The following is a 21,666-nucleotide window of genomic DNA, read 5'->3' as shown; positions in this document are numbered from 1 at the left end:
ATGCCGAACGGTGCTGTCCAGGTCCTGAAGAGGGAAGTGTGATCCGAGGCGGGGAGCGGCCGGACGCGCCCGGCCACGACGCTGAGCTGACCGCCGCTGTGGCGCGTGCGCAGCAGGGCGACGAAGTGGCCTTCGCCGCGGCCTACCGTCTCGTCCACCCCGGACTTCTCGGCTACGTACGGGGGCTGGTCGGCACGGAGGCCGAGGACGTGGCGTCCGACGCATGGCTGGAGATCGCCAGAGACCTGTGGCGCTTCCGTGGCGACGGTGCGGGGTTCCGGGGCTGGACCGCGACCATCGCCAGGCACCGCGCGATGGACCATCTGCGCCGCCGCAGACGCAGACCGCTCACCGCGGCGATCGAACAGGACGTGCTCGATCTCCCGGACGGTCACGACACGGCGGCGGACGCACTGGACAACCTGTCGACCGGGCAGGCGCTCGCGATCATCGCGACGCTGCCGCCGGACCAGGCGGAGGCGGTTCTGCTGCGTGTGGTGGTGGGGCTCGACGGGCCGGCCGCGGCCCGTGTTCTGGACAAGCGGGTGGGGGCCGTACGGATGGCGTCGCACCGGGGCCTGAAGCAGTTGGCGGCGAAGTTCGCGGCCGGCCGGCCGGAAGTGACGTCCGGCGCTTCCCGGACACTGAGGAACGAGACATGACACGCGAAGCGGAGCGGTCGGCGGATGACATCCCGGAGCCGGAAACTGCGGCGCTGGGAGCTGCGTTGCGGCGACCGGGCCCATCCGGACGGGACCAGGAGGAGGCGGCTCTCGCGGCGTTCCGGCAGGCCCGCGACACCTGGCCCCGGCGCACCGTGCTGCGGGGGCCGCGCAGCCGCGACGAGTGGCGCTCCTCCCGGAGCGGACCGCGACCCCGCCTCTCGATACGAGCCGCGCTCGGCGCGCTCGTCGCGAGCGTCACCCTGGGCGGCGTGGCCCTGGCCGCCGGTGCGGGTGTCCTTCCCCAGCCCATGGACCGTAGCGGCCGGCCGTCCGGCCGGCCGGACGCGGCCCCGGTACGGACGGTGCCCCGCGCACCGTCCCGGACGGTCGCACCTTCCCGTACGACGGCCGGCGCCCCGCAGGGGACGGCCCGGACCGGGGCGTCCCCTGCGGTTCCGGTGCCCTCCGGGGCGCCGGGCCGCGCGCAGGTCCGGCTGTGCAGGGCGCTGCTGCACGGGAAGCGGGTACGTCACGGCAAGGCGTACGTACGCCTCGTGGCGGCTGCCGGGGGTCCTGCGTCCGTGAGTGCCTACTGCGCACGGATGCCGGTGGCGGCCTCTCCGGAAAGGCCGGCCGGGCCTGACGACTCCGGGCGCCACGGAGCCGACGCCGGGCGGAGGAAGCCCGTCGGCAAGGAGACCGCGGGCAAAGGCCGCAGAACCAAGCCGGGCACCGGGAGGCACGGAGCCGCGGGCGGGGCCGGGACGAAGCCCGACGTCAAGGTCGAGCACGGCAAGAGTGTTCACCGTGCAGGCGTGCCGTCCTCCTAGGTGTATTGCACCGCAGGGTTGTTGACTCGGCCGTCGGAGGCCGGCCTCCGACCACGGTGCGTCGGCTGGTGGAGGAGACCGGCAGGACGGCCGCCAGGTCGAACCGTTCGTCACGGTGGGCGGGCGCGCGCGGTGTGCCGGCGCACATCGCGCCGGTCCCGAACCGCCACGGCTTCGGCCACCGGATCCTGTCTCGACGACAGCCGGTTCGGCCTGCGCACCATCCGGTGCAACGGCGGCCTCGACCAGACATGGCGCTGAGCGAGTCCTTGCGCTGAGCGAGTCCTTGGGATACTCACAGCGGCCGCCGGCGGCTTCGTCGGACAGCCGACGGTCTGACCGTTCGCCGTCTCGTTTTGCAGGCGTAGACGGGTGAGCTGCCACTCTCCCGGGCATGCGGCCGGGAGCACCTGCCCGCCGGGTTCTCCTCAGCGAGCGAACTTTTCGACGGCTGCCGGCGTGACGGGAGTGAAGAAGTTGACGAGGTTGCCGTCCGGGTCGCGGAACAGGAGCGCCCGGTTGCCCCAGGGCATCGTGGTGGGCTCGTTGACGAAGTCCTCCACGAAGCCGGTCAGGTTCCTGTGCACGCTGTCCACGTCGTCGACGAGGAATTCCAGGATGACGCTGTGGTTGTCGGCCGGGCGTGCGGAGCCGGGCGCGAACAGGGGGACGGTGCGGGTGCTGCCGATCGCGAGGGTGGCGGACGTGGTCCTGAGCTCGGCGAAGTCCTCGTTGGACCAGTCGGCAGCCACACCGGTGGCGCGCTCGTAGAAGTCCACGAGGCGGGCGACGTCGTTCGTGATGATGCGGACAGAGACAAAGTTCATGGTGCTTCTCCGGTCGGGTCGGTGCTTCTGATCCGACGCTACGATGTATACCGGGCGGAACCCGCCCGGTATACAGGGGAGACTTCTGGGCATGCCTCGCCCCATCGCTCGCGTGCTCGCCCTGTTGGAGCTCCTGCAGTCGGGCGGCATCCGGACCGTGAACGAACTCGCCGACCGGCTCGGCGTCGACGAACGCACCGTACGGCGCTACGCCTGCCACCTCGTCGACCTCGACGTGCCCGTCGAGTCGGTGCGCGGTCGCTACGGCGGCTACCGGCTCGCTCCCGGTTACCGCATGCCTCCGCTCATGCTGAGCGACGACGAAGCGCTCGCCGTGCTGCTCGGCCTGGTCGCGGGTCAGCGAGCGGGCTTGACGACGGCCACCGGCACGGCGAATGAGACAGCGGCCGCGAAGATCCGGCGCGTGCTGCCCGAACGCCTGAGCCTCAGACTCGACGCCGTGCTCCGCTCCCTCGCCTTCACGGCTCCGGCCCGCGAGGCGGACTCCCCGGAATCCGGGGTCCTGCTCTCGATGGCCGACGCGGTGCACCATCACCGGCCGATCTCGGTCCTGTACACCGCCGCCGACGGCCGGCGCAGCGAACGCACACTGCACCCGCACGGGGTCGTCGCCCACTCGGGCAGGTGGTATGTCACGGCTGAGGACGTCACGGCCGGCGAGGACCGGACGTTCCGGCTGGATCGCATCACCGGTGTGAGGCCCCTGCCCGGCTCGTTCGAACCACCCGCAGGACTCGACCCTTCACAGCGCGTTCTGTCAGGGCTCGCCACGGCGCCGTACCGGCATGAGGTGACGTTGCGGGTCCAGGGGACGGCCCAGCAGATCCACACCCGGCTTCCCGCCGGCGTCGCGATCGTGAGGGAGCTGCCGTCCCCGAGCGGCGCACATCCGGAGACCGAACTCTGGTCCCGCGTCGACATGCGTGTGGAACGGCTCGACTGGCTGCCCGCTGTACTCGCCTCGCTGGACCGGCCGTTCGTCATCGAGCGCCCGGATGAACTCCGCGGCCTCGTCGAAGCTCTCGCCGAACGGCTCAGGAACTCCGCGCGGCGAATCCCACCCCACGAATGACGGTCAAAGCGGCTCTCTCCGGCCCGGTCAGCCGTACATGGCCACGCGGTACAGCGCCGCAAGCGCGTCGTCGATGGGATGGGGCTGCGGCTTGCCTGCCGGGTCGAGCCTGTTCCATCTCTGCGTGTTCACCGCGACCGCCATCTGGCGCTTGCCGTCGGCGCGGGTCATGGCCAGCGCTCCACCACCCCAGACCATGCCGCCGTGGCCCCAGAAAGTGCTCTGACCGGGACCGTCCATCGGGTGCAGGCCGAGGCCGTAGTCGATCGTCTTTCCCTCTTGGGAGACGACCGGGACAGTGCGTTGCATCTGCGCCAGCGACGACGGGCTGACGATCTCTCCGGCCAGGAGCATGCCGTAGAAGCGGTTGAGGTCCGCGACGGTTGATATGAGCGAGGCTGCGGGCCCCACCCATGACATGTCGTAGACGCTGTAATCGCGCGGCGGGTCGATCATGCCGAACCACGCCTCGTAGAGCTGCGAGTGCGGCCCGTTGATGTACGGTCCGGCGGGGAGTTCGGTGTCCCGGAGCCCGGCGCGCTCGATGACGTTCCCGGTGATGTACCGCTCGGCCGTGGTACCGGTCGCTTGTTCCAGGAGTTGGCCGAGGAGCAGGTAATTGGTGTTGGAGTACACCCCCGGTGTACCGCCCGGGGTGCCGACGGCTGGTGCGGTGACCCCCATCTCGATCAGTTCAGTGGGGTTGAACCGCGTGAGCCGGTGGTCGTCCAGGCTCTGGGGTCCGGTATCCGCGAGGGCGGGGTACGCCTTGAGGGAGGGGTAGGCGTACGGGAGGTACTCGGCGAGGCCGCTGGTGTGGTTGATCAGCATCCGGACCGTGATCGTGTCACCGCGTTCTCCGGGTACCAGCTTCGGAAGGTATCGGCCGATCGGTGTGTCGAGACCGATCCGACCGTTCTCGACCTGCTGCAGGACCGCGGCGGCGGTGAACGTCTTGGTGATGCTGCCGACGCGGTGCCGCATGCCGGCGGTGGCGGGGCGGCCCGTGGTGACATCGGCAACCCCGGCGGCACCGCGCCAGACCTGGCCGACGTCTCGGACCTCGGCGAACAGGCCCGGCATCCCGGCGCGGTGGACGTTTTCGATGGCTGCGTTCAGTGCTGCGGAATCCAGTGGGTTCTTCACGTCATGCGTCCTTTCGTATTCCCCGGGTTGAGCGCCGCATCGGTCGCCTGACCCGGGCAGCAGGGCACGCGTGGCATGCCGCCGTTCGGCATACTCATGTCCTCATTATGCACGCGGTGCGTGCAACGCCAAGTGCATGGGTTAGGCTGAGATCCGGCGAGAGGAGCAAAATGGCAGGCCGAAGGCGCTGGTCGACCGAAGAGATCCTGGATGCGGCGGCGGAGCTGCTGCGTACGAGCGATGCTGATTCGTTCAGCGTGCGCAAGCTGGCCGCGGCCCTCGGGACCGATTCCTCCAGCCTTTACCGGCACTTCCGCAGCAAGACCGAACTGCTGCGCGCCGTGGCCGACCGGATTCTCCTGGCCGCCATGAACGGCCACCGCGCCGAGGGCGACTGGAAGCAGCGCATCACGGCCCTGGCCCTGCGGGTGAGAGACGCCTTCGGTCGGCAGCCCCAGCTCGCCGCGGTCTGGGGACGATACGCGTCAGGCGGCGCCGGTTCCCGGCTGGTCATGGAAGAGGTGCTGCAGGCGCTGCGCGCGTCGGGGCTTCCCGACGAGGAGATCCCGGTGCACTATCACCGGATCGCGGTCCTCATCGCCGCATTGATCGCTTCCGAGGCCGGGGTCAGCGCGGTCACCCCGGAAGAGCACGAACAGGGCATGGAGCTGTTCCGCGTGGCGGTACTGGGCGCCGACCCCGAACGCTTCCCTGCACTGGCCCACTTCGCCCGCGACGTCCGCCCCCTCGGGGCGGACCGCCGCGCCGCATTCGAGGACATCCTCGCAGCCCAACTCGCCCGGATCGAAGCCGCGATTCGCTCGAGCCAGCAGCTCCGCACGGACGTTTGACCGGCCAAGAGGGTGGAGTCGAGGAGTCTTCGCCGGTGAGCGTGTGCGGTCATCAGTCACCTGGAGCAAGATCGGCTGGAAACAGACCGAGCCGGAGATCTTGACGAATCCGTGCGCCAAGCCGAGTGCGCCGGAGCGGGCCCGCCGGGACCTGCCGTGGAAGTCCAGCCGCACCGTCATGGTCGAGGGTGCACAGGTGAGTTGGTGCGGTGCCCGGTCACGACGCCTGCCGCGCCGTGCCGCCAACGGCGTAAGGCGGGCCGTGGGCGGGAGAGCAGGACCGTGCCGCCGGATAAATGAATGGACCCGCTCCTTGGACGGGGTTATGGTTCCCTCGTTCCGGGACACGGCCCTGTGCCGATCCCGCCGGATCGCGTGGGTCCACCAGGAAACAGGAGGTGAGGACATTGATGACTGTCACGGTGACGGGCGCTGCCCGCATTCAGGAGTTCATCGTTTCCACCCCTGTGGCCCGCGGCTGACATTCACTCAACTCCGCGCGAAGAGCGCGTTGCCGGGGCCACCCTGTGAAGGGTCACCCTTGTCTTTCTCTTTTCTCTCTCCCTCATCTCCGGCGACCGACAGTGCCCGCAGCCCCCTCGCCCCCTACGGCTGGGACGAAGGCTGGGAGGCCGAGTTCGCGCCGTACGCCGCACGGGGCCTGCTGCCCGGCCGCGTCGTACGGGTCGACCGGGGCCTCTGCGATGTCGTCACCCCGGCGGGCACGGTACGGGCCGACACCGAGTACGTGGTGCCGCGCGACCCGACGAAGGTGGTGTGCACCGGGGACTGGGCGGCCGTCGACCCTGTCGGTGATCCGCAGTTCGTCAGGACGCTGCTTCCCCGGCGGACGGCCTTCGTACGGTCGACGTCCTCGCAGCGCTCCGAGGGCCAGATCCTCGCGGCCAACGTCGACCACGCGATCATCGCCGTGCCGCTGTCCGTCGAGCTCGATCTGGCCCGGATCGAACGGTTCCTCGCCCTCGCGTGGGAATCAGGAGCCGTGCCGCTGGTCGTTCTGACCAAGGCCGATCTGGTCCCGGACCCCGTCGGGCTCTCGTACATCGTCGCGGACGTGGAGCACGCGGCCCCCGGTGTCCAGGTTCTGCCCGTCAGTTCGGCATCCGGCGCGGGTGTCGACGTGCTCGGGGCTGTGGTCGCCGAGGGCACCAGCGTGCTGCTCGGAGTCTCCGGGGCGGGCAAGTCGACACTCGCCAACGCGCTCATCGGCGAGGACGTCATGGAGGTGCAGGCCACGCGTGACATCGACGGCAAGGGCCGGCACACCACCACCACCCGCAATCTGCTCGTGCTGCCCGGCGGTGGAGTCCTCATCGACACCCCCGGGCTGCGCGGTGTCGGTCTCTGGGACGCGTCGAGCGGGGTCAGCCAGGTCTTCACGGAGATCGACGCCCTGGCCCAGGAGTGCCGTTTCCACGACTGCGCCCACGAGGCGGAGCCGGGATGCGCGGTGCTCGCCGCTTGCGAGGACGGCTCACTCGCGGTGCGCCGCCTCGAGAGCTACCGCAAACTGCTGCGCGAGAACCAGCGCATCGTCGCCAAGACCGATGCCAGGCTGCGCGCCGAGATCCGGCGTGACTGGAAGATGAAGGGTGCGGAGGGCAGGGCCAACCTGGAGGCCAAGCGCGGCAGGGTCCGCAAACCGTAGTGTCGTGTCCGAATCCCGCGAGCCCGGATGCGCGACGGAGCGCACACTGGGCCTCGTGATGGATGAAGAGACCAGGTACGAAGCGGTGAGCAGCCGCGACGCCCGCTTCGACGGAGAGTTCTTCTTCGCCGTGAGCACCACGGGGATCTACTGCCGGCCGAGCTGCCCGGCAGTGACCCCCAAACGCAGGAACGTCAGTTTCTATCCGACGGCGGCGGCGGCCCAGGGCAACGGGTTCCGGGCCTGCCGCCGCTGCCGGCCGGACGCCGTACCCGGGTCGGCCGCCTGGAACGTACGCGCCGATGTGGTGGGCCGCGCCATACGGATGATCGGCGATGGTGTGGTGGACCGCGAGGGTGTCCCGGGGCTCGCCGTGCGGCTGGGGTACAGCACCCGGCAGGTCCAGCGCCAGCTCACCGCCGAAGTCGGGGCCGGTCCGGTGGCCCTCGCCCGTGCGCAGCGTTCGCACACCGCCCGGATACTGCTGCAGACCACCGATCTGCCGGTCACCCGGATCGCCTTCGCCGCCGGATTCTCCAGCGTGCGGCAGTTCAACGACACCATCCGGCAGATCTACGCCCGCACCCCGAGCGAACTGCGCGGCGAAGCGGACGTCCCCGCCGCCGGCACCGCGGCAGGCATCCCGCTGCGCCTCGCGCACCGTGGGGCGTACGCCGCGCGCGAGGTCTTCGATCTGCTCGGCAGGGAGGCCATCGCGCGCATCGAGGAGATGGTCGGCACCCCTGGTGCCCGGACGTACCGGCGCACCCTGCGGCTGCCGTACGGCTGCGGTGTCGTCGCTGTTGCCGAGCGGTCCGCGGGCCACTGGCTGGATGCCCGGATCCAGCTGACCGATCTGCGGGATCTCACCACCACCGTGCAGCGGCTGCGCCGGCTCTTCGACCTCGACGCCGATCCGTACGCCATCAACGAGCGGCTCTCCGCGGACCCGCGCCTGGCTCCCCTGGTCTCCCGGCGGCCGGGGCTGCGCTCGCCGGGGGCTGCCGAGCCCGTGGAGTTCGCAGTCCGGGCACTGGCCGGGCGGGCGAAGTCCGAGTGGCTGGTCGAACGGTACGCAACACCGCTCGACCAGCCGTCCGGCGGGCTCACCCATCTTTTCCCCGCGGCCGCGGAACTGCCGGCGGACGAGCCCGCACTGCGCGCGGTGGCCGGAGTGCGGCTCGACCCGGGCGCCGACCGCGACGAGTCCGAGCAGGCGCTGCTCGCGCTGCCCGGCATGACACCGTTCGCGGCCTCACTGATCCGGATGCGCGCCCTGGGTGACCCCGATGTGGTCTTCCCGGGCGAGCCCGAAACGGAGGGTTGGCGGCCTTGGCGCTCATACGCTCAGCGGTACCTCTGGCTGGAGCGTCAGACCGCCCCCTGAGGCCCGCGGGAGGCGGCTAGCGATCCTGGTCAAGACCCCAGCTGTGGATCTTCTTGGGGTGGATACGGATCAGCTCCTCGCTGAAGTGCGGTCCCAGATCGTGCGGTCCGGTCAGCAGCTCGGCCTCACCCCTGATGTCCACTCCTCGCACCTTCCAGGGCTGCACGCTCACCACATCGTCGACCACCAGCGCGACCCGGGGGTTCGCCTGCAGATTGCGCCACTTCTTGGTCGTTCCCAGGGCGTAGCCGCCGATCAGGATCGTGCCGTCGTCCTGCGGGAAGAAACCGACCGGATTGGCCTGCGGCTGGCCCTGTGGATCGACCGTGGCCAGCCGTCCCAGATGCTGCCCGGCGAGATAGGTGCGTTCGACCTCGGTGAATTCGCTCATGTACCAAGCATCGCCCGTGCAGGTGCCGTCCTGGGCCGGCAGGGAAGCCCGGGATCCGCTAACCGGCGATCAGGGCGCCCAGCCAGCCGCCGAAGACCAGCAGGCAGGCGAAGAGCTCGACCAGCAGAGGCGTACCGACGGCCCGCATGACCGTACGGGTGGAGGCCCGGCCGGCGCCGTGGCTGCCGAGCCTGACCCGCTCCGCCAGGTAGATCCCGCCGATGAATCCGGCGATCGCGCCCATCACGGGCAGCACGAAGAACCCCACGATCCCACCGGCGCCACCGACGTAGACGGTCCTGCGCGGCACCCCGGCCTCCCGGGGGCGGCGAGGCAGCAGCGGCCGCAGCGCCTGACTGAGCAGCAGGACACCGGTCGCGCCGGCCAGCACGGCCCAGGCAAGCCCGGTGGTGTCGCTCAGCGCCCACCAGGCCGCAGCCGCCCAGACGATCGCCTGCCCCGGAACGCCCGGGATCAGCACACCGATCACGCCGAGCAGCATCAGCAGGCCCACCGCGAGCAGCTGCCACACACTCATCTGCCCAGCCTGACGGAAGTGTGCCGCTCCCGCAGCGCGGCATCCGACCTGCGGCAGCACGGCATCCGACCTGCGGCGGAGCATCCAGGAGGGCACCCGCTCGTGCTCAGCCGACCCGCGACACCCAGCCCCTCTCGTACGCGTGCCAGCCCAGCTGGAGCCGGGTGGTGACCCCGGTGAGTTCCATCAGCCCCTTCACCCGCCGCTGCACGGTCCGCAGTCCCAGCTCCAGCTGTTTGGCAACGCTGACATCCGTCATTCCGGCGAGCAGCAGCGAGAGGATCTCCAGATCGATGGCGTCGGGCCCCGGGCCTGTGTCCACGGCCGGTTCACCGCGGTCGCCGAGCCGTAGTGGCAGCGCATCCCGCCACACCGCTTCGAACAGCCACTGCAGCGACTCCAGCAGGCTGCTCTCATGGACCACGAGCGCAGCCGGTTCCTGACCCACGGCCAGGGGGACCATCGCCAGGGACCGGTCGGCGAGGACCAGCGCCGCCGGTACCCGGTCGGCGATCCTGACCTGCTCATCGTGGCCCAGCGCTTCCGTCAGCTCGGCCAGCCCGCCGGGCGCTTCGAGCACCACCCGCTCCAGCACCGTGCGGTGGGAGACCCCCGGCGCCGTCTCCCCGCCCCCGGAGCCGCCAGGGGCCGGATCACCACCGGTGACCAGCGCACAGACCTCGTCCACCGCCCCCAACCGCAACTGCAGAAGACGCTGGGCGACCGCGTTCGCCCCGGTGACCACCTCGACCAGGTCGAGCACGCCGGGCTCCGGCGCCTCCGTGCGGAACTCGCCGGCCAGCAGCTCCGCCGCCGCCTCGGCCTGCGCCAGCTCCCTGCGGTGCCGGCTGAGCAGCGCGCCCAGCGCGGCCCCGGGAGGGGCGGCGACCCACCGGCCGGTGCGGGCGGACGACCGGGAGGCCAGACCGTGCCGCTCCAGCCGCCGCAGGGCGCGCTCGGTATCGGACTCGGAGAGCGCGAGCCGGTGCGCGAGATCGGCGACCTCCGCCGCGCCCAGTGCGACCAGCGCGCGGTACGCCGTCTCCTGTGGATCGTCCAGACCTATGACGCCGAGCACGGGGACCTCGATCCAGTGGCGGAGATGAGTCACGGCGGATTCCCGCCGCGGCACATCATCCAGGTTCAACTCCACTTCCTGCCAGGGTGATCGGACCGATGGGGAAAACCGCAGGCGGCAACCCGCCCAGCTGCTCACGGTGACGGGGCACAACTGCGGTGCGGGCGGGCGATGTCGAAACCCGTACGGGTGAACCGGGCCCTGTGCGGGGGCAATAGGGCGCACTCTGTACCGCGACCACCCCATCGATGGACAATAGGGGCATGAGTCAACAGGGGGAGGAGCCGGCCGCCACCGACGACTGGTGGAGCCGGCTGTACGAGGAGACCGACGACGGTCAGGGGGCCGCCGCCGTCGGTGAAAGCCTCGACGACCGATTCGAATCCGTGGCCGACACGGTGAACGAGGCACCTGACGCCGGCCCGGAGCGAGAGCCGGAGGACGCGCGGCCTCCGTACCCTGTCGCACAAGACCCCGTCGCACCCGCGCGCGCCCCGTGGGAGCCGCCCCCCGACGAGTGGCCGCCGCTGGGAACCGTTCCACCGCGCCTGCCGGTCCGGCCGGTGGCCGCGCCCCGGAAGCCGGAGACCCCGGCTCCACCGCCACCCGCGGCGACTCCGTCCGCTTCTCCGCCGGCATCCACAGTGCCGGAGCCCGTGCACATCCCCCGGCAGAGTCCCGCCGTGACTCATGTCGGTGACGGCCCGCCGACCTACGCGGCCGAGCCCACCGCCCTGCCGGCCGCACACCCCGATGCCCTGGCCGATCTGATCTCCGACACCGTGCTGGACGGCGCGCGCTACGGCTCCTACACCCTGCGCGCCGCCTCCGTGCGCGGCGACTCCGCCCGCTACCGCGGCGAGCCGCGACGCGACGCCCTGTTCACGGCGCGTTTCGGCGAAGGCGCGAGTGCGCTCGTCCTGGTGGCCGTCGCGGGCGGTGCGCGTGCGTCGGACAGCGCGCATCTCGCGGCGGCCGCCGCCTGCCGCTGGATCGGCGGGGCCGTCGGACGCAGCCAGGTACGGCTCTCGGAGGACATCAGGGCAGGCCGCAGAGGCGATCTCAAATCGGGGCTGCACCGGCTCACCGGGCGGGGCTACGGCAAGCTGCGGGCCCGCGCCGCCGAGCTCGGCCTCGAGGCGGACGAATACACCGCGAGTCTGCGCTGTCTGCTGCTCTCCGCTGACCCCGATTGCCGCACCCGGGTCTTCTTCGGCGTCGGCGAAGGCGGTTTCTTCCGGCTCCGCGACGGAGTCTGGCAGGACCTGGAGCCGACGCCGCCCGGACGGTCCGCCGCCGCCGGAGATGCCGTCGTCGGCTTCGGATCCGAGCCGTCCGAAACCCCCGACGGCGACCGGCTGACCATGGATCTTGGTGTCACCGGGCCTCCGTCCCCGTTCGCCGGGAGCCCCCCACCGCCGCCCAGCGAGCCCTTTCGTTTCCGGGCCTCCGTCGCACGCCCCGGAGACACCCTGCTGCTGTGCAGCTCGGGCCTCGCGGATCCGCTGCGCGGTGAACCGGCCCTGGCCGGTGAGCTGGCCGAACGCTGGGGACCCGCCGAGCCGCCGGGCCTCGCCGCGTTCCTCGCCGATGCGCAGGTACGGGTCAAGGGATACGCCGACGACCGTACGGCCGCCGCGGTCTGGGAGGCGTAGCCGGCCGCGTTCCGCGGGCCGGGCCCCATGAGCCCGACTTCATGAAGAGGCGTAGTAATGCGGGCGCGAGCGCGGCGGTCATGGGTTGATGGAGTCATGGCCAAACAGAACGTTGCGGAGCAGTTCGTCGACATCCTCGTCAGCGCGGGTGTGGAGCGCCTCTACGGAGTGGTCGGCGACAGCCTGAACCCTGTCGTGGACGCCATCCGGCGAAATTCCGCCATCGACTGGATTCAGGTGAGGCACGAGGAGACCGCTGCCTTCGCGGCCGGCGCCGAGGCTCAGATCACCGGGAAGCTCGCTGCCTGCGCCGGCTCCTGCGGTCCCGGAAACCTGCATCTGATCAACGGTCTGTTCGACGCCCACCGTTCGATGGCGCCGGTGCTCGCCCTCGCCTCGCACATCCCCTCCAGCGAGATCGGCCTCGGGTACTTCCAGGAGACCCACCCCGACCGGCTGTTCCAGGAGTGCAGCCACTACAGCGAGATGATCTCCAACCCGCAGCAGATGCCCCGGCTGCTGCAGACAGCCATTCAGCACGCCGTCGGCCGCGGCGGCGTCAGTGTGGTCACCCTCCCCGGCGACATCGCGTCCGCCCCGGCTCCCGCCAAGGGCATCGAGCACGCGCTGGTCACCTCGCGCCCCTCGGTGCGGCCGGGCGAAGCGGAGATCGAGAAGCTGGCCCGCATGATCGACGAGGCGGAGCGGGTCACCCTCTTCTGCGGCAGCGGAACGGCGGGCGCGCATGCGGAGGTGATGGAGTTCGCCGAGCGGATCAAGTCGCCGGTCGGACACGCACTGCGCGGCAAGGAGTGGATCCAGTTCGACAATCCGTACGACGTCGGCATGAGCGGACTTCTCGGCTACGGCGCCGCCTACGAGGCCACCCATGAGTGCGATCTGCTGATCCTGCTGGGCACGGACTTCCCGTACAACGCCTTCCTCCCCGACGACGTCAAGATCGCTCAGGTCGATGTCCGTCCGGAGCACCTCGGGCGGCGCACCAAGCTGGACCTCGCTGTCTGGGGGGACGTCCGCGAGACGCTGCTGGCGCTGATGCCCCGGGTCCGGGCGAAGACCAGCCGCACATTCCTCGACAAGATGCTGAAGAAGCACGCGGATGCTCTGGAAGGTGTGGTCAAGGCCTACACCCGCAAGGTCGAGAAGCACATTCCGATCCACCCCGAATACGTGGCCTCGGTGCTGGACGAACTCGCCGACGAGGACGCGGTGTTCACTGTCGACACGGGAATGTGCAATGTCTGGGCAGCGCGATATCTCTCGCCCAACGGGCGGCGCAGAGTGATCGGTTCGTTCAGCCACGGCTCGATGGCCAACGCACTGCCGCAGGCCATCGGCGCGCAGTTCACCGACCGGAACCGGCAGGTCGTCTCCATGTCGGGCGACGGCGGATTCTCCATGCTGATGGGTGACTTCCTCACGCTGGTCCAGTACAACCTGCCGGTGAAGGTGGTCCTCTTCAACAACTCGTCCCTCGGCATGGTCGAGCTGGAGATGCTGGTGGCCGGCCTGCCCTCGTACGGCACGGCGAACCACAACCCCGACTTCGCTTCCATCGCCCGGGCCGCCGGCGCCTACGGCGTCCGGGTGGAGAAGCCCAAACAGCTGGCCGGTGCGCTGAAGGACGCCTTCAAGCACAAGGGCCCCGCGCTGGTGGACGTGGTGACGGACCCGAACGCGCTCTCCATCCCACCGAGGATCAGTGCCGACATGGTCACGGGCTTCGCGCTCTCCGCTTCCAAGATCGTGCTGGACGGCGGGGTGGGCCGGATGGTACAGATGGCCCGCTCCAACCTGCGGAACATGCCCCGGCCGTGAGCAGCGCCGCTCGCCCCGGCAACGGCACCGGGGCGAGCGGCGGCCGTCACGCCGGGCGGAGCCGCAGTGTCAGGATCTGGAAGGGCCGCAGACTGACCGCGAGCCCCTCCTCACCGGCTTCCGCGTCCTGCAGCGGCCGCTCGAGCAGATCGGTGATCTGCGTCCGCGCCACCGGAAAACCGATGCGTACCGTCGCGTCCGCACGGCCGCCGGCGGACTCGTAGAGCCGGACCACGACATCCCCGCTGCGGTCCTCCGCCGGCTTCACCGACTCGACCGTGACAGCGGGGTGGTCGGTGGAGATCAGCGGTGCGAGCTCCGGGGCCCCGCCGATCCGCAGCGGCAGATTGAGCGCCAGCCCCTCCCGGACCGCCTGTGTCGCATCGGCTCCCGGCAGCAGCGCGTAGCTGAAGCGGTGGGTACCGAGGTCCGTCTCCGGATCGGGGCTGTGCGGAGCACGCAGCAACGTCAGCCGTACGGTCGTGCCCAGACCGTCGGGGTGCGCGGTACGGGTCACATCATGGCCGTACGTCGAGTCGTTGAGCACCGCGACGCCGTACCCCGGCTCGGCGACCCGGAGCCAGCGGTGCGCACAGATCTCGAATCGTGCGGAGTCCCAGCTGGTGTTGGTGTGCGTCGGGCGGTGCACATGCCCGAACTGGATCTCGGCGGTGGACCGTTCGGCGTGCACATCGAGCGGGAAGGCGGCCTTCAGTACCTTCTCCGACTCCTGCCAGTCGACATCCGTGACGACATCGAGGCGCGGGCTCGCCGCGCTGAGCCGCAGCTCCTGGGTGATACGGGACTTCCCGAAGGTCCGCACCACCCGTACCGTCGCCCGGAGCGGCCCCTCCTCGGCCAGTTCCACCGAATCGGTGTCCGTGAGATCCGTGTGCCGGCGCCGGTAGTGCTTGTCGATGTCCCAGGCGTCCCACTGGTTCGGGTGGTCGGGATGCAGCTGCAGCAGATTGCCCCGGCTGCCTGGAGCGAGGACCTCACGGTCAGCGGTCAGATCCCGCACCGACGACAGCAGCCCGTCGCCGTCCACCACGACTCTCAGCAGCCCGTTGTCCAGGACGATTCCGGCCGGTTCACGGTGGGCGGTGACCGTATGAGGGCCTGCCGAATCGGTGACGGGAGCGGAAGCGAGCGGTGGTACGTCGACGAACCCCAGTGCGCCGCCCTCGATCTCCACGACCTCGCTGCGTCCGTAGGGCGACGCGTTGAGAGCCATCGGGCGGGCGGCAGTGCCGGGAAGAGTCCGGCCCAGGGCGGCCACCGCGTCCGAGATGATCCCCTCCAGCTCCTCCCGCACACGGGCGTACGTATCCCGCGCCTCGCGGTGCACCCAGGCGATCGACGAGCCCGGCAGGATGTCATGGAACTGGTGCAGCAGTACCGTCTTCCAGATGCGGTCGAGGTCGTCATGGGGGCAGACGTAGCCAGGCGCCCTGAGCGCGGCGGTCGTCACCCACAACTCGGCCTCACGCAAGAGGTGTTCACTGCGCCGGTTGCCCTGTTTGGTCTTCGCCTGAGTGGTGTACGTGGCCCGGTGCAGCTCCAGATACAGCTCACCCGACCAGACCGGTGCCTGCGCTCCGTACTCCTCCTCGGCCGCTGAGAAGAAGGCGGAGGGCTTCTCGATCTCGACCCGCGGAGAGCCCTCGAGATTCCTCAGCCTGCGTGCCTTCTCCAGCATTTCCCGGGTCGGCCCGCCGCCTCCGTCACCCCAGCCGAACGGCACCAGCGAGCGTGTCGCCCGTCCCTTGTCGGCGAAGTTCCGCTCGGCGTGGGCCAGTTCGGTCGCGTGGAACTGCGAATTGTAGGTGTCGACCGGAGGAAAGTGGGTGAAGACACGGGTGCCGTCGATACCCTCCCACCAGAACGTGTGGTGCGGCATCTTGTTCGCCTGGTTCCAGGACAGCTTCTGGGTGAGGAACCATTTGATCCCGGCAAGTTTGGCCAGCTGCGGGAAGGCCGCCGTGTAACCGAAGGAGTCGGGCAGCCAGATCTCTTCGGTCTCGACACCCAGTTCTTCGGCGAAGAAGCGCCTGCCGTGCACGATCTGCCGGGCAAGGGCCTCACCGCCCGGCATGTTGGCATCGGATTCGACCCACATGGAGCCGACGGGCGCCCAGTTGCCGTCCGCCACCGCCTTCTTGATCCGCTCCCAGATGTGCGGCTGGTGCTCCTTCACCCAGGCGTACTGCTGCGCCTGGGAGCAGGCGAAGACCAGCTCCGGGTAGTCCCCGGCGAGCGCGGTCACATTGGCGAAGGTGCGGGACGCCTTCCGCACGGTCTCGCGCAGCGGCCACAGCCAGGCCGAGTCGATGTGAGCATGGCCGGCGGCGGAGATCCGGTGGGCACTCGCCGCAGCGGGCCTGGCCAGCGTGTCCGCCAGCGCCTTCCGCGCGGCTGCTGCCGTGCCCGCCACATCGTGCAGGTCCAGCGCGTCGAGCATGTCCTCGAGGGAGCGCAGTATCTCGTGGTGCCTGGTCCGGTCGGCGGGCAGCTCCCGCATCAGTTCGGAGAGCACCTCGATGTCGAGCACCAGATGCCAGACGTTCTCGTCGAGCACGGCGAGATCGGCGGAGGCGAACCGGTAGACCGGCTGGTCGCCCGCGGTCAGTACGTCGCCCAGCAGGGTCGGCTCGTAGTCGTGCAGTACCGCCGGGTTGGCCGCCGCCTCCAGCAGCAGATGCACCTGCTCCCCACCGGCCGCCGGGGCCGCGACGGGCACATGCCGGTTGCGCGGATGGATGCCTTTGACGGGGATCCCGCCGGCATCGTGCACCAGCCCTTCGGCCTGGAACCCGGGGCCGTCCCCGGTGAACCCGGGGTCGATCACCGCCTCGACCCGGCGCCCGGCCCAGGAGTCGGGGACGGCGCCCTCCAGACGGAACCAGCTGGTGGACCAGGGGCTGCCCCACTCGGTGCCGGTCGCAAACGGTTCGTACCTGCCCTTCAGCGCCTCCGCCACGGGCACAGGTTCGCCCGGCGCATGCCACACGGACAGGGTGAGGGGCACCCGGTCCGCGTACTGCGCGGGGCGGATGAACTGGCGCAGGGCCCGCTCCAGGCGGCCCTCAACCAGCGCTCGGTCGTCGTGCATCGCGGCTCCTACAGGATCGGCTCGGCGAGACGTTCTTCGCTTCACTTCCCCGGCAGAGCACCCGGCACCCACCCGGCCCGGAAAGCGCTGTCATGCGTGAGCGCCCGGCAGCCGGGCATCCATCTCGTGAGGCCGATCGAGCGAGAGAGGGTTTTCCGACGTGCGGGTGGGGGAGACGACGGAGTTGCACAGCAGACTCGGGCATGCTGATCTGCCCGCGATCACCGGCGTACGGCGCGAACTGCGCGACCTGCTGCGGCACTGGGGCGGCCCGGGGGCCGCGGATGTGGCGGAGCTGCTGACCAGCGAACTGGTGACCAATGCTCTGATCCACACCGACCGGGGGGCGGAGGTCACCGCGAGCGTCGGGCCGTCGACCTTACGGGTCGAGGTGCGGGACTGCATGCCCGGCATGCCACAGCGGCCCACACCGGACACCGAGGGGGGTACGAGCGGCCGCGGCCTGGTCCTGGTGGAGGCGCTCGCCGACAACTGGGGCGTCAGGGGGAGCGAGGTGGGCAAGGTGATCTGGTTCGAACTCGACGGCGGCCGGGTGTGACGTACCACCCGGCCACCGTCGAACCGGTTCAGCCGAACTGCTGCTCCAGGTCCTTCAGTTTCTGCTCCAGGGAGTCGAGGCGGGGCAGGGTCTGGGTGTCGTCCTCGGCGGTGAGGTCGACGGGACCGGACTCAGCGCGGGTCACGGCCTGGAGGGAGGGCCGCGACCGTTTGCGTGGCGTCGGCAGCTCCGAGGGGGATGGCGCGGGTAAGGACGGCGGTTGTCCTGGCTCGGATATGGCGGGCTCCGCGACCGCCTGCGCCGCGTTCACCGAGGATGCCGTGCCCGCCACCTCCACCTGACGGCCGCCGCGCCCGAAGGCCCGGTGCTGACGGTTGATGGCCTTCAGATGGGCCCGCTCCAGCTTGTCGTGCTCGCGCCTGCGCAGACGGTCCTGTTCCTTCTGCCTGCGATCGTCACGGACCTCGTCGACCGCTTCGTCCAGGGTCCGCACACCCTCGAGGAGCATCAGCGACCAGGCGCTGAAGGTCTCCCTGGGGGCACGCAGCCACCGTACGATCCGGATCTGCGGCAGCGGACGCGGAACCAGCCCCTGCTCCCGCAGTGCGGCCACCCGGGTCTGCTTCAGCGCACGGTCGAACAGCACCGCGGCCGAGAGCGACATCCCCGCGAAGAACTGCGGGGCGCCCGCGTGGTCCAGCCCGCGCGGTGCGTGCACCCAGTTGAACCAGGCGGCCGCACCGGCGAACGTCCACACCAACAGGCGTGAGCCGAGCGCCGCGTCACCGTGGCTCGCCTCGCGTACGGCCAGTACCGAGCAGAACATGGCGGCGCCGTCGAGGCCGAAGGGAACGAGGTACTCCCAGCCTCCGGAGAGGTCGAGATTCTCCCGGCCGAAGCCGACCAGGCCGTGAAAAGAGAGCGCGGCGGCCACCGCCGCGCAGCAGAACAGCAGCAGATAGGAGGCGGTTCCATAGACCGCTTCCTTGTGCCGTCTGCGTTCCTCGCTGCGTTCCCAGCTGTCGTCAGGCGAGGCCTTGTCAGCGGCGCGCTTGCCGCGCGCGAGCACCGCCACCGCGACCAGGACCCCCGCGATCATCACGCCACCGGGGAGCAGCCAGTCCAGAGATATGTCGGTCAGTCGCATGCGGTGTCCCTTGCATCGCGTCAGTGCCTTGCGGCCGCCATATTGGCCCAGATCTCAGGGTCCTCAGGGGGTTTCGCGGCAACACGACGCCATCGTGGTCCGGGGAACACCGGATAGGTGCGATCTTTTCGAACTCCCCTCCGTACAAGGCGAGTTGCGTTCGAATTCAGTCAGCCGAAGGAGGGGTGTCGGCGCCGAGCGAGGCGACGCGGTCGGCATCGCAGGTGCGGGGACAGGTGATGCAGGTGCTCTCGGGGCGCAGGGTGTAGAAGAGACAACAGCTCGCCCGGTCACGGGTCGGCAGTGCGCGGCCCTGGGGCCCGGTCAGTTCGCGGAAGCCCGCGGTGCCGACGAAGGGCGTGGTGGTTCCCGGCAGGAGCTGTTCCAGCTCCGCGATCCCGCGCCGCTCATCGCCGAGCAGATGGGCCAGGTACCAGAGACTCTCGACGATCTCGTCGGTCGCCATGCCCCAAAGGGCCCGCCTTCCCCGCCGCATCCTGGGCGCGAAACCCTCCAGGACCGGCCCCAGGTGCTCGGCGACGGCTGCCCGCACCTCGGCGCGCAGCGCCTCCTCGTCCGGAACGACCCGCGCCTGTGGCAGTTCGGCCGCGGGATCGTCGGGCAGGCAGGCGAACGCACCGGTCCGTACCGCCATCCGGCCCTCCGAGCGCTGGAAGGAGACCGAGCCGACGGGGAGGCGGGGCACCCTGCGGAGCAGGAACCAGGGGACGGTGAAGAGCAGACAGGCCGGCCAGGCATAGCGGTGGAACCCGAAACTGGCGACGACATCCGGACGGGCCTGCTGCCCGTAGTCCCGCAGTACCTGGTCTTCGTCCCAGGCGAGGAAGGCGTCAACCGATTCGCCGCCGGCCGCGAGCCCGGCCGCCGAGACCCAGCCGCCGGACGCCGGGGGCTGCCCGGCCTCCCACAGCTCGGTCACCGACAGCCCGGGAAAGGCCTCGGACAGACGCTCGTAGGCGGCGGTGACAGGGGTGCGCAGCAGTGTGGGGACGGTCATGCAGGGACCACCGAATCGCGATCGTCAGCAGGTAAGCCTTACCTTATCGGATCCGATTGATGTTTGAACTGGCGCCCGGTGCGCCTATCGTGCTGAACAGGACACAGGAGGAGGACCCAGGTGGAACAGGGCGGAGCTCGCGATGCCGTACCCGCTGCGTCGGTGCGCCCCGCCGAGCAGGCCCTGTCCGCAGGACGGGCGTGCGTCCCGGAGCAGGCGAGGGGCGAGCACACCCATGGCGAGCCGACCGGGTCCGCCGTGCCGTGCGTGGCCGCCGGGACCGGGCAGGTCCGGCGCCACTCCGTGCGCGGCCAGATCCTCGATGCCCTGCGTGATGCCCTGGTCGGCGGGGAGCTTGTCCCCGGCGAGATCTACTCGGCGCGCGCGCTCGGCGATCGCTTCGGCGTGTCGGCCACCCCCGTGCGGGAGGCGATGCAGCAGCTTGCCGTCGAGGGGGCGGTCGAGGTGGTTCTCAATCGCGGCTTCCGGGTCGCCGAACGCAGTGCGCGGGAACTGTCCGAGCTGGCAGAGGTGCGCGCACTGATCGAGGTCCCGGTCATGCTGCGACTGGCCCGCGCCGTACCGGCCCACCGCTGGACCGAGCTGCGTCCCCTGGCGGACGCCTCGGTGGCGGCGGCGGCGATCGGGGACCGGGCGCGCTACGCGGAGGCCGACCGCGCCTTCCACGCCGCGGTGCTCGCGCTCTCAGGAAACCGGCGGCTGGTCGAGGTCGCCGACGATCTGCACCGGCGGGCCCAGTGGCCCCTGGTGAGCGCCCCTGCCCTCCGCCGGGCCGATCTCCTCGCCGACGCCTCGGAACACGCTGCGCTGCTCGACGCGCTCGTCGCCCGCGATCTGCCGGTCGTCCAGTCCCTGGTACGCGAACACTTCACGGGCGCGGCGGGCTGACCGCGGCCGGCTCGCGCGGGCCGAGGGGGCGGACCGGCAGATCGCGCGGCCCGAGCGGGGTGGACCCGCGCCCGGGCGCGGTCGGCACTCAGACCGCCGCGGCAGGCGGTGAGAGCTGCGAGGCGAGCCAGGTGGGCACACCGTCCAGCAGCCGGTACAGCCGGGCGGCCTCCGCGCGCAGCCGGGTGGCCTCGGGCTCGGGCTCGGTCTCGGCCAGCGAGGCCAGAGCCGGCGCCGTACCGACGAGGTAGCCCAGTTCTTCGCGGATCCGCAGCGACTCGGCGAACCCGTGCCGCGCTTCCGCCAGCTCACCCTCGCGCAGCGCGAGCGACGCCAGATGACGCCATGTGCAGGACAGCAGCAGCGTCTGGCCGTGTGCCGTCGCGCCCGCATGGGCCCGGCGGAAGGCCGCCCGCGCGGACTGAGCGGAGTGGGCCAGATTCTGTGCGATCAGCCCCCGGCGGAAGTCCAGCAGCGGTCTGCCCGGGGCGCCGGGGGCCAGCAGTGCCGCAGCCCTGCCCAGCGCCGCACGGGCCTCGTCGGCCCGGTCCCGCACCCCCAGCAGCGTGGAGGCGTATCCGAGCTGTCCGCGTTCACAGGCCGCGGCACCCCGTGCCTCGTCGTCCCTCGCGAGCGCCTCCGCCGTGCGCAGGGCGTCCTCGGCGTCCGTCCAGCCCTGCTCCGTGTACAGGCACCGCTCGATCAGCAACGCCGCCCTGTGCAGGGCCGCTTCGGCGTCATGCTTCGCGTGCGGTTCGAGCAGGGCGGCCGCGTCCACCCAGCAGCCGCGTGAGCGCAGCCGCCATACCGCGGTCTGGAGCGGAGGATCGTCAGCAGCTGTCGTTCCGTAACCAGACATGGCGGTATAGGCCACATCGCCCTCCCCGAGCGCGCCGTCGAGCCGTTGGGTCTGCGCGCATCTCAGCACGGAATGGCACGCCGGGCCAAGGGGTCGGGTGAATCAATTCACAATCTTGGTGCTCGCTGCGGC

19 protein-coding genes are annotated in these 21,666 nt (G+C 70.7%); 10 read left to right on the top strand and 9 right to left on the bottom strand.

Going from position 1 to position 21,666, the window contains the following annotated elements; translation table 11 throughout:
- Positions 1 to 38 precede the first annotated feature (38 nt).
- Both OHS16_RS05420 and OHS16_RS05415 read left to right on the top strand, forming a co-directional pair.
- Complete coding sequence (locus tag OHS16_RS05420) at positions 39 to 662, top strand: RNA polymerase sigma factor (RefSeq protein ID WP_328536017.1); 624 nt, start codon at positions 39 to 41, stop codon at positions 660 to 662.
- Positions 659 to 1,495: a hypothetical protein gene (locus OHS16_RS05415; RefSeq protein WP_328536016.1), complete on the top strand. Its 837-nt coding sequence runs from the start codon at positions 659 to 661 to the stop codon at positions 1,493 to 1,495. Before OHS16_RS05420 ends, OHS16_RS05415 begins: the two co-directional genes overlap by 4 nt.
- Before the next feature lie 428 nt (positions 1,496 to 1,923).
- On the opposite strand, the gene OHS16_RS05410 is transcribed toward OHS16_RS05415, so the two are convergent.
- The gene (locus OHS16_RS05410; protein WP_328536015.1) at positions 1,924 to 2,322 is read right to left on the bottom strand and encodes a VOC family protein; all 399 of its coding nucleotides are present in this window, start codon (positions 2,320 to 2,322) and stop codon (positions 1,924 to 1,926) included.
- A gap of 91 nt (positions 2,323 to 2,413) precedes the next feature.
- Between OHS16_RS05410 and OHS16_RS05405 the strand changes: the two genes are divergently transcribed.
- On the top strand, positions 2,414 to 3,415 hold the full coding sequence (locus OHS16_RS05405) for a helix-turn-helix transcriptional regulator (RefSeq protein ID WP_328536014.1): 1,002 nt from the start codon (positions 2,414 to 2,416) through the stop codon (positions 3,413 to 3,415).
- A gap of 27 nt (positions 3,416 to 3,442) precedes the next feature.
- Here the strand turns inward: OHS16_RS05405 and OHS16_RS05400 are convergent, their stop codons facing one another.
- A complete protein-coding gene (locus OHS16_RS05400) occupies positions 3,443 to 4,561 on the bottom strand; it encodes a serine hydrolase domain-containing protein (protein ID WP_328536013.1) in 1,119 nt (372 codons plus the stop codon).
- Between the two features lie 170 nt (positions 4,562 to 4,731).
- Between OHS16_RS05400 and OHS16_RS05395 the strand changes: the two genes are divergently transcribed.
- The 3 genes from OHS16_RS05395 to OHS16_RS05385 all read left to right on the top strand — a co-directional run bounded on the left by OHS16_RS05395 (position 4,732) and on the right by OHS16_RS05385 (position 8,468).
- The gene (locus OHS16_RS05395) at positions 4,732 to 5,412 is read left to right on the top strand and encodes a TetR/AcrR family transcriptional regulator (protein ID WP_328536012.1); all 681 of its coding nucleotides are present in this window, start codon (positions 4,732 to 4,734) and stop codon (positions 5,410 to 5,412) included.
- A gap of 541 nt (positions 5,413 to 5,953) precedes the next feature.
- Positions 5,954 to 7,081, top strand: coding sequence for a ribosome small subunit-dependent GTPase A (gene rsgA, locus OHS16_RS05390; protein WP_328536011.1), 1,128 nt, complete (start codon positions 5,954 to 5,956; stop codon positions 7,079 to 7,081).
- A gap of 58 nt (positions 7,082 to 7,139) precedes the next feature.
- On the top strand, positions 7,140 to 8,468 hold the full coding sequence (locus OHS16_RS05385) for a DNA-3-methyladenine glycosylase 2 family protein (RefSeq protein WP_328540724.1): 1,329 nt from the start codon (positions 7,140 to 7,142) through the stop codon (positions 8,466 to 8,468).
- A 16-nt stretch (positions 8,469 to 8,484) separates the two neighbouring features.
- On the opposite strand, the gene OHS16_RS05380 is transcribed toward OHS16_RS05385, so the two are convergent.
- From OHS16_RS05380 to OHS16_RS05370, 3 genes are all read right to left on the bottom strand, one after another.
- Positions 8,485 to 8,859 (bottom strand): PPOX class F420-dependent oxidoreductase, encoded by a 375-nt coding sequence (locus OHS16_RS05380; RefSeq protein ID WP_328536010.1) that lies wholly within the window; start codon positions 8,857 to 8,859, stop codon positions 8,485 to 8,487.
- Positions 8,860 to 8,917: 58 nt separating this feature from the next.
- A complete protein-coding gene (locus OHS16_RS05375; protein ID WP_328536009.1) occupies positions 8,918 to 9,397 on the bottom strand; it encodes a DUF456 domain-containing protein in 480 nt (159 codons plus the stop codon).
- A 106-nt stretch (positions 9,398 to 9,503) separates the two neighbouring features.
- Positions 9,504 to 10,475 carry a helix-turn-helix domain-containing protein gene (locus OHS16_RS05370; RefSeq protein ID WP_328540723.1) on the bottom strand — a complete coding sequence of 324 codons (972 nt, stop codon included), beginning with the start codon at positions 10,473 to 10,475 and terminating at the stop codon, positions 9,504 to 9,506.
- 263 nt (positions 10,476 to 10,738) lie between these two features.
- On the opposite strand from OHS16_RS05370, the gene OHS16_RS05365 reads away from it, so the two are divergent.
- Positions 10,739 to 12,130: a protein phosphatase 2C domain-containing protein gene (locus OHS16_RS05365; RefSeq protein ID WP_328536008.1), complete on the top strand. Its 1,392-nt coding sequence runs from the start codon at positions 10,739 to 10,741 to the stop codon at positions 12,128 to 12,130.
- Positions 12,131 to 12,226: 96 nt separating this feature from the next.
- Positions 12,227 to 13,969 (top strand): pyruvate dehydrogenase, encoded by a 1,743-nt coding sequence (locus tag OHS16_RS05360; protein WP_328536007.1) that lies wholly within the window; start codon positions 12,227 to 12,229, stop codon positions 13,967 to 13,969.
- A gap of 46 nt (positions 13,970 to 14,015) precedes the next feature.
- Here the strand turns inward: OHS16_RS05360 and OHS16_RS05355 are convergent, their stop codons facing one another.
- Positions 14,016 to 17,081 (bottom strand): alpha-mannosidase, encoded by a 3,066-nt coding sequence (locus OHS16_RS05355; RefSeq protein WP_328536006.1) that lies wholly within the window; start codon positions 17,079 to 17,081, stop codon positions 14,016 to 14,018.
- A gap of 160 nt (positions 17,082 to 17,241) precedes the next feature.
- On the opposite strand from OHS16_RS05355, the gene OHS16_RS05350 reads away from it, so the two are divergent.
- Positions 17,242 to 17,640 (top strand): ATP-binding protein, encoded by a 399-nt coding sequence (locus tag OHS16_RS05350; protein ID WP_443042563.1) that lies wholly within the window; start codon positions 17,242 to 17,244, stop codon positions 17,638 to 17,640.
- Between the two features lie 28 nt (positions 17,641 to 17,668).
- On the opposite strand, the gene OHS16_RS05345 is transcribed toward OHS16_RS05350, so the two are convergent.
- Both OHS16_RS05345 and OHS16_RS05340 read right to left on the bottom strand, forming a co-directional pair.
- Entirely contained in the window at positions 17,669 to 18,748 is a 1,080-nt protein-coding gene (locus OHS16_RS05345; protein ID WP_328536004.1) for a DUF2637 domain-containing protein, read from the bottom strand.
- Between the two features lie 166 nt (positions 18,749 to 18,914).
- Positions 18,915 to 19,766 (bottom strand): (2Fe-2S)-binding protein, encoded by an 852-nt coding sequence (locus OHS16_RS05340; RefSeq protein ID WP_328536003.1) that lies wholly within the window; start codon positions 19,764 to 19,766, stop codon positions 18,915 to 18,917.
- 120 nt (positions 19,767 to 19,886) lie between these two features.
- Between OHS16_RS05340 and OHS16_RS05335 the strand changes: the two genes are divergently transcribed.
- On the top strand, positions 19,887 to 20,675 hold the full coding sequence (locus OHS16_RS05335; RefSeq protein WP_443042562.1) for a GntR family transcriptional regulator: 789 nt from the start codon (positions 19,887 to 19,889) through the stop codon (positions 20,673 to 20,675).
- An 88-nt stretch (positions 20,676 to 20,763) separates the two neighbouring features.
- Here the strand turns inward: OHS16_RS05335 and OHS16_RS05330 are convergent, their stop codons facing one another.
- Complete coding sequence (locus tag OHS16_RS05330) at positions 20,764 to 21,534, bottom strand: hypothetical protein (protein ID WP_328536002.1); 771 nt, start codon at positions 21,532 to 21,534, stop codon at positions 20,764 to 20,766.
- Positions 21,535 to 21,666: the final 132 nt, after the last annotated feature.

Source organism: Streptomyces sp. NBC_00344, from assembly GCF_036088315.1.
GTDB lineage: Bacteria > Actinomycetota > Actinomycetes > Streptomycetales > Streptomycetaceae > Streptomyces.
This window is presented reverse-complemented; position numbering and strand designations above follow the sequence as displayed.

Coding starts and splice junctions, on each gene's coding strand:
- OHS16_RS05415 (WP_328536016.1), top strand. CDS start 659: ATGACACGCGAAGCGGAGCGGTCGGCGGATGACATCCCGGAGCCGGAA.
- OHS16_RS05410 (WP_328536015.1), bottom strand. CDS start 2,322: ATGAACTTTGTCTCTGTCCGCATCATCACGAACGACGTCGCCCGCCTC.
- OHS16_RS05405 (WP_328536014.1), top strand. CDS start 2,414: ATGCCTCGCCCCATCGCTCGCGTGCTCGCCCTGTTGGAGCTCCTGCAG.
- OHS16_RS05395 (WP_328536012.1), top strand. CDS start 4,732: ATGGCAGGCCGAAGGCGCTGGTCGACCGAAGAGATCCTGGATGCGGCG.
- OHS16_RS05385 (WP_328540724.1), top strand. CDS start 7,140: ATGGATGAAGAGACCAGGTACGAAGCGGTGAGCAGCCGCGACGCCCGC.
- OHS16_RS05380 (WP_328536010.1), bottom strand. CDS start 8,859: ATGAGCGAATTCACCGAGGTCGAACGCACCTATCTCGCCGGGCAGCAT.
- OHS16_RS05375 (WP_328536009.1), bottom strand. CDS start 9,397: ATGAGTGTGTGGCAGCTGCTCGCGGTGGGCCTGCTGATGCTGCTCGGC.
- OHS16_RS05365 (WP_328536008.1), top strand. CDS start 10,739: ATGAGTCAACAGGGGGAGGAGCCGGCCGCCACCGACGACTGGTGGAGC.
- OHS16_RS05360 (WP_328536007.1), top strand. CDS start 12,227: ATGGCCAAACAGAACGTTGCGGAGCAGTTCGTCGACATCCTCGTCAGC.
- OHS16_RS05355 (WP_328536006.1), bottom strand. CDS start 17,081: ATGCACGACGACCGAGCGCTGGTTGAGGGCCGCCTGGAGCGGGCCCTG.
- OHS16_RS05345 (WP_328536004.1), bottom strand. CDS start 18,748: ATGCGACTGACCGACATATCTCTGGACTGGCTGCTCCCCGGTGGCGTG.
- OHS16_RS05340 (WP_328536003.1), bottom strand. CDS start 19,766: ATGACCGTCCCCACACTGCTGCGCACCCCTGTCACCGCCGCCTACGAG.
- OHS16_RS05330 (WP_328536002.1), bottom strand. CDS start 21,534: ATGTCTGGTTACGGAACGACAGCTGCTGACGATCCTCCGCTCCAGACC.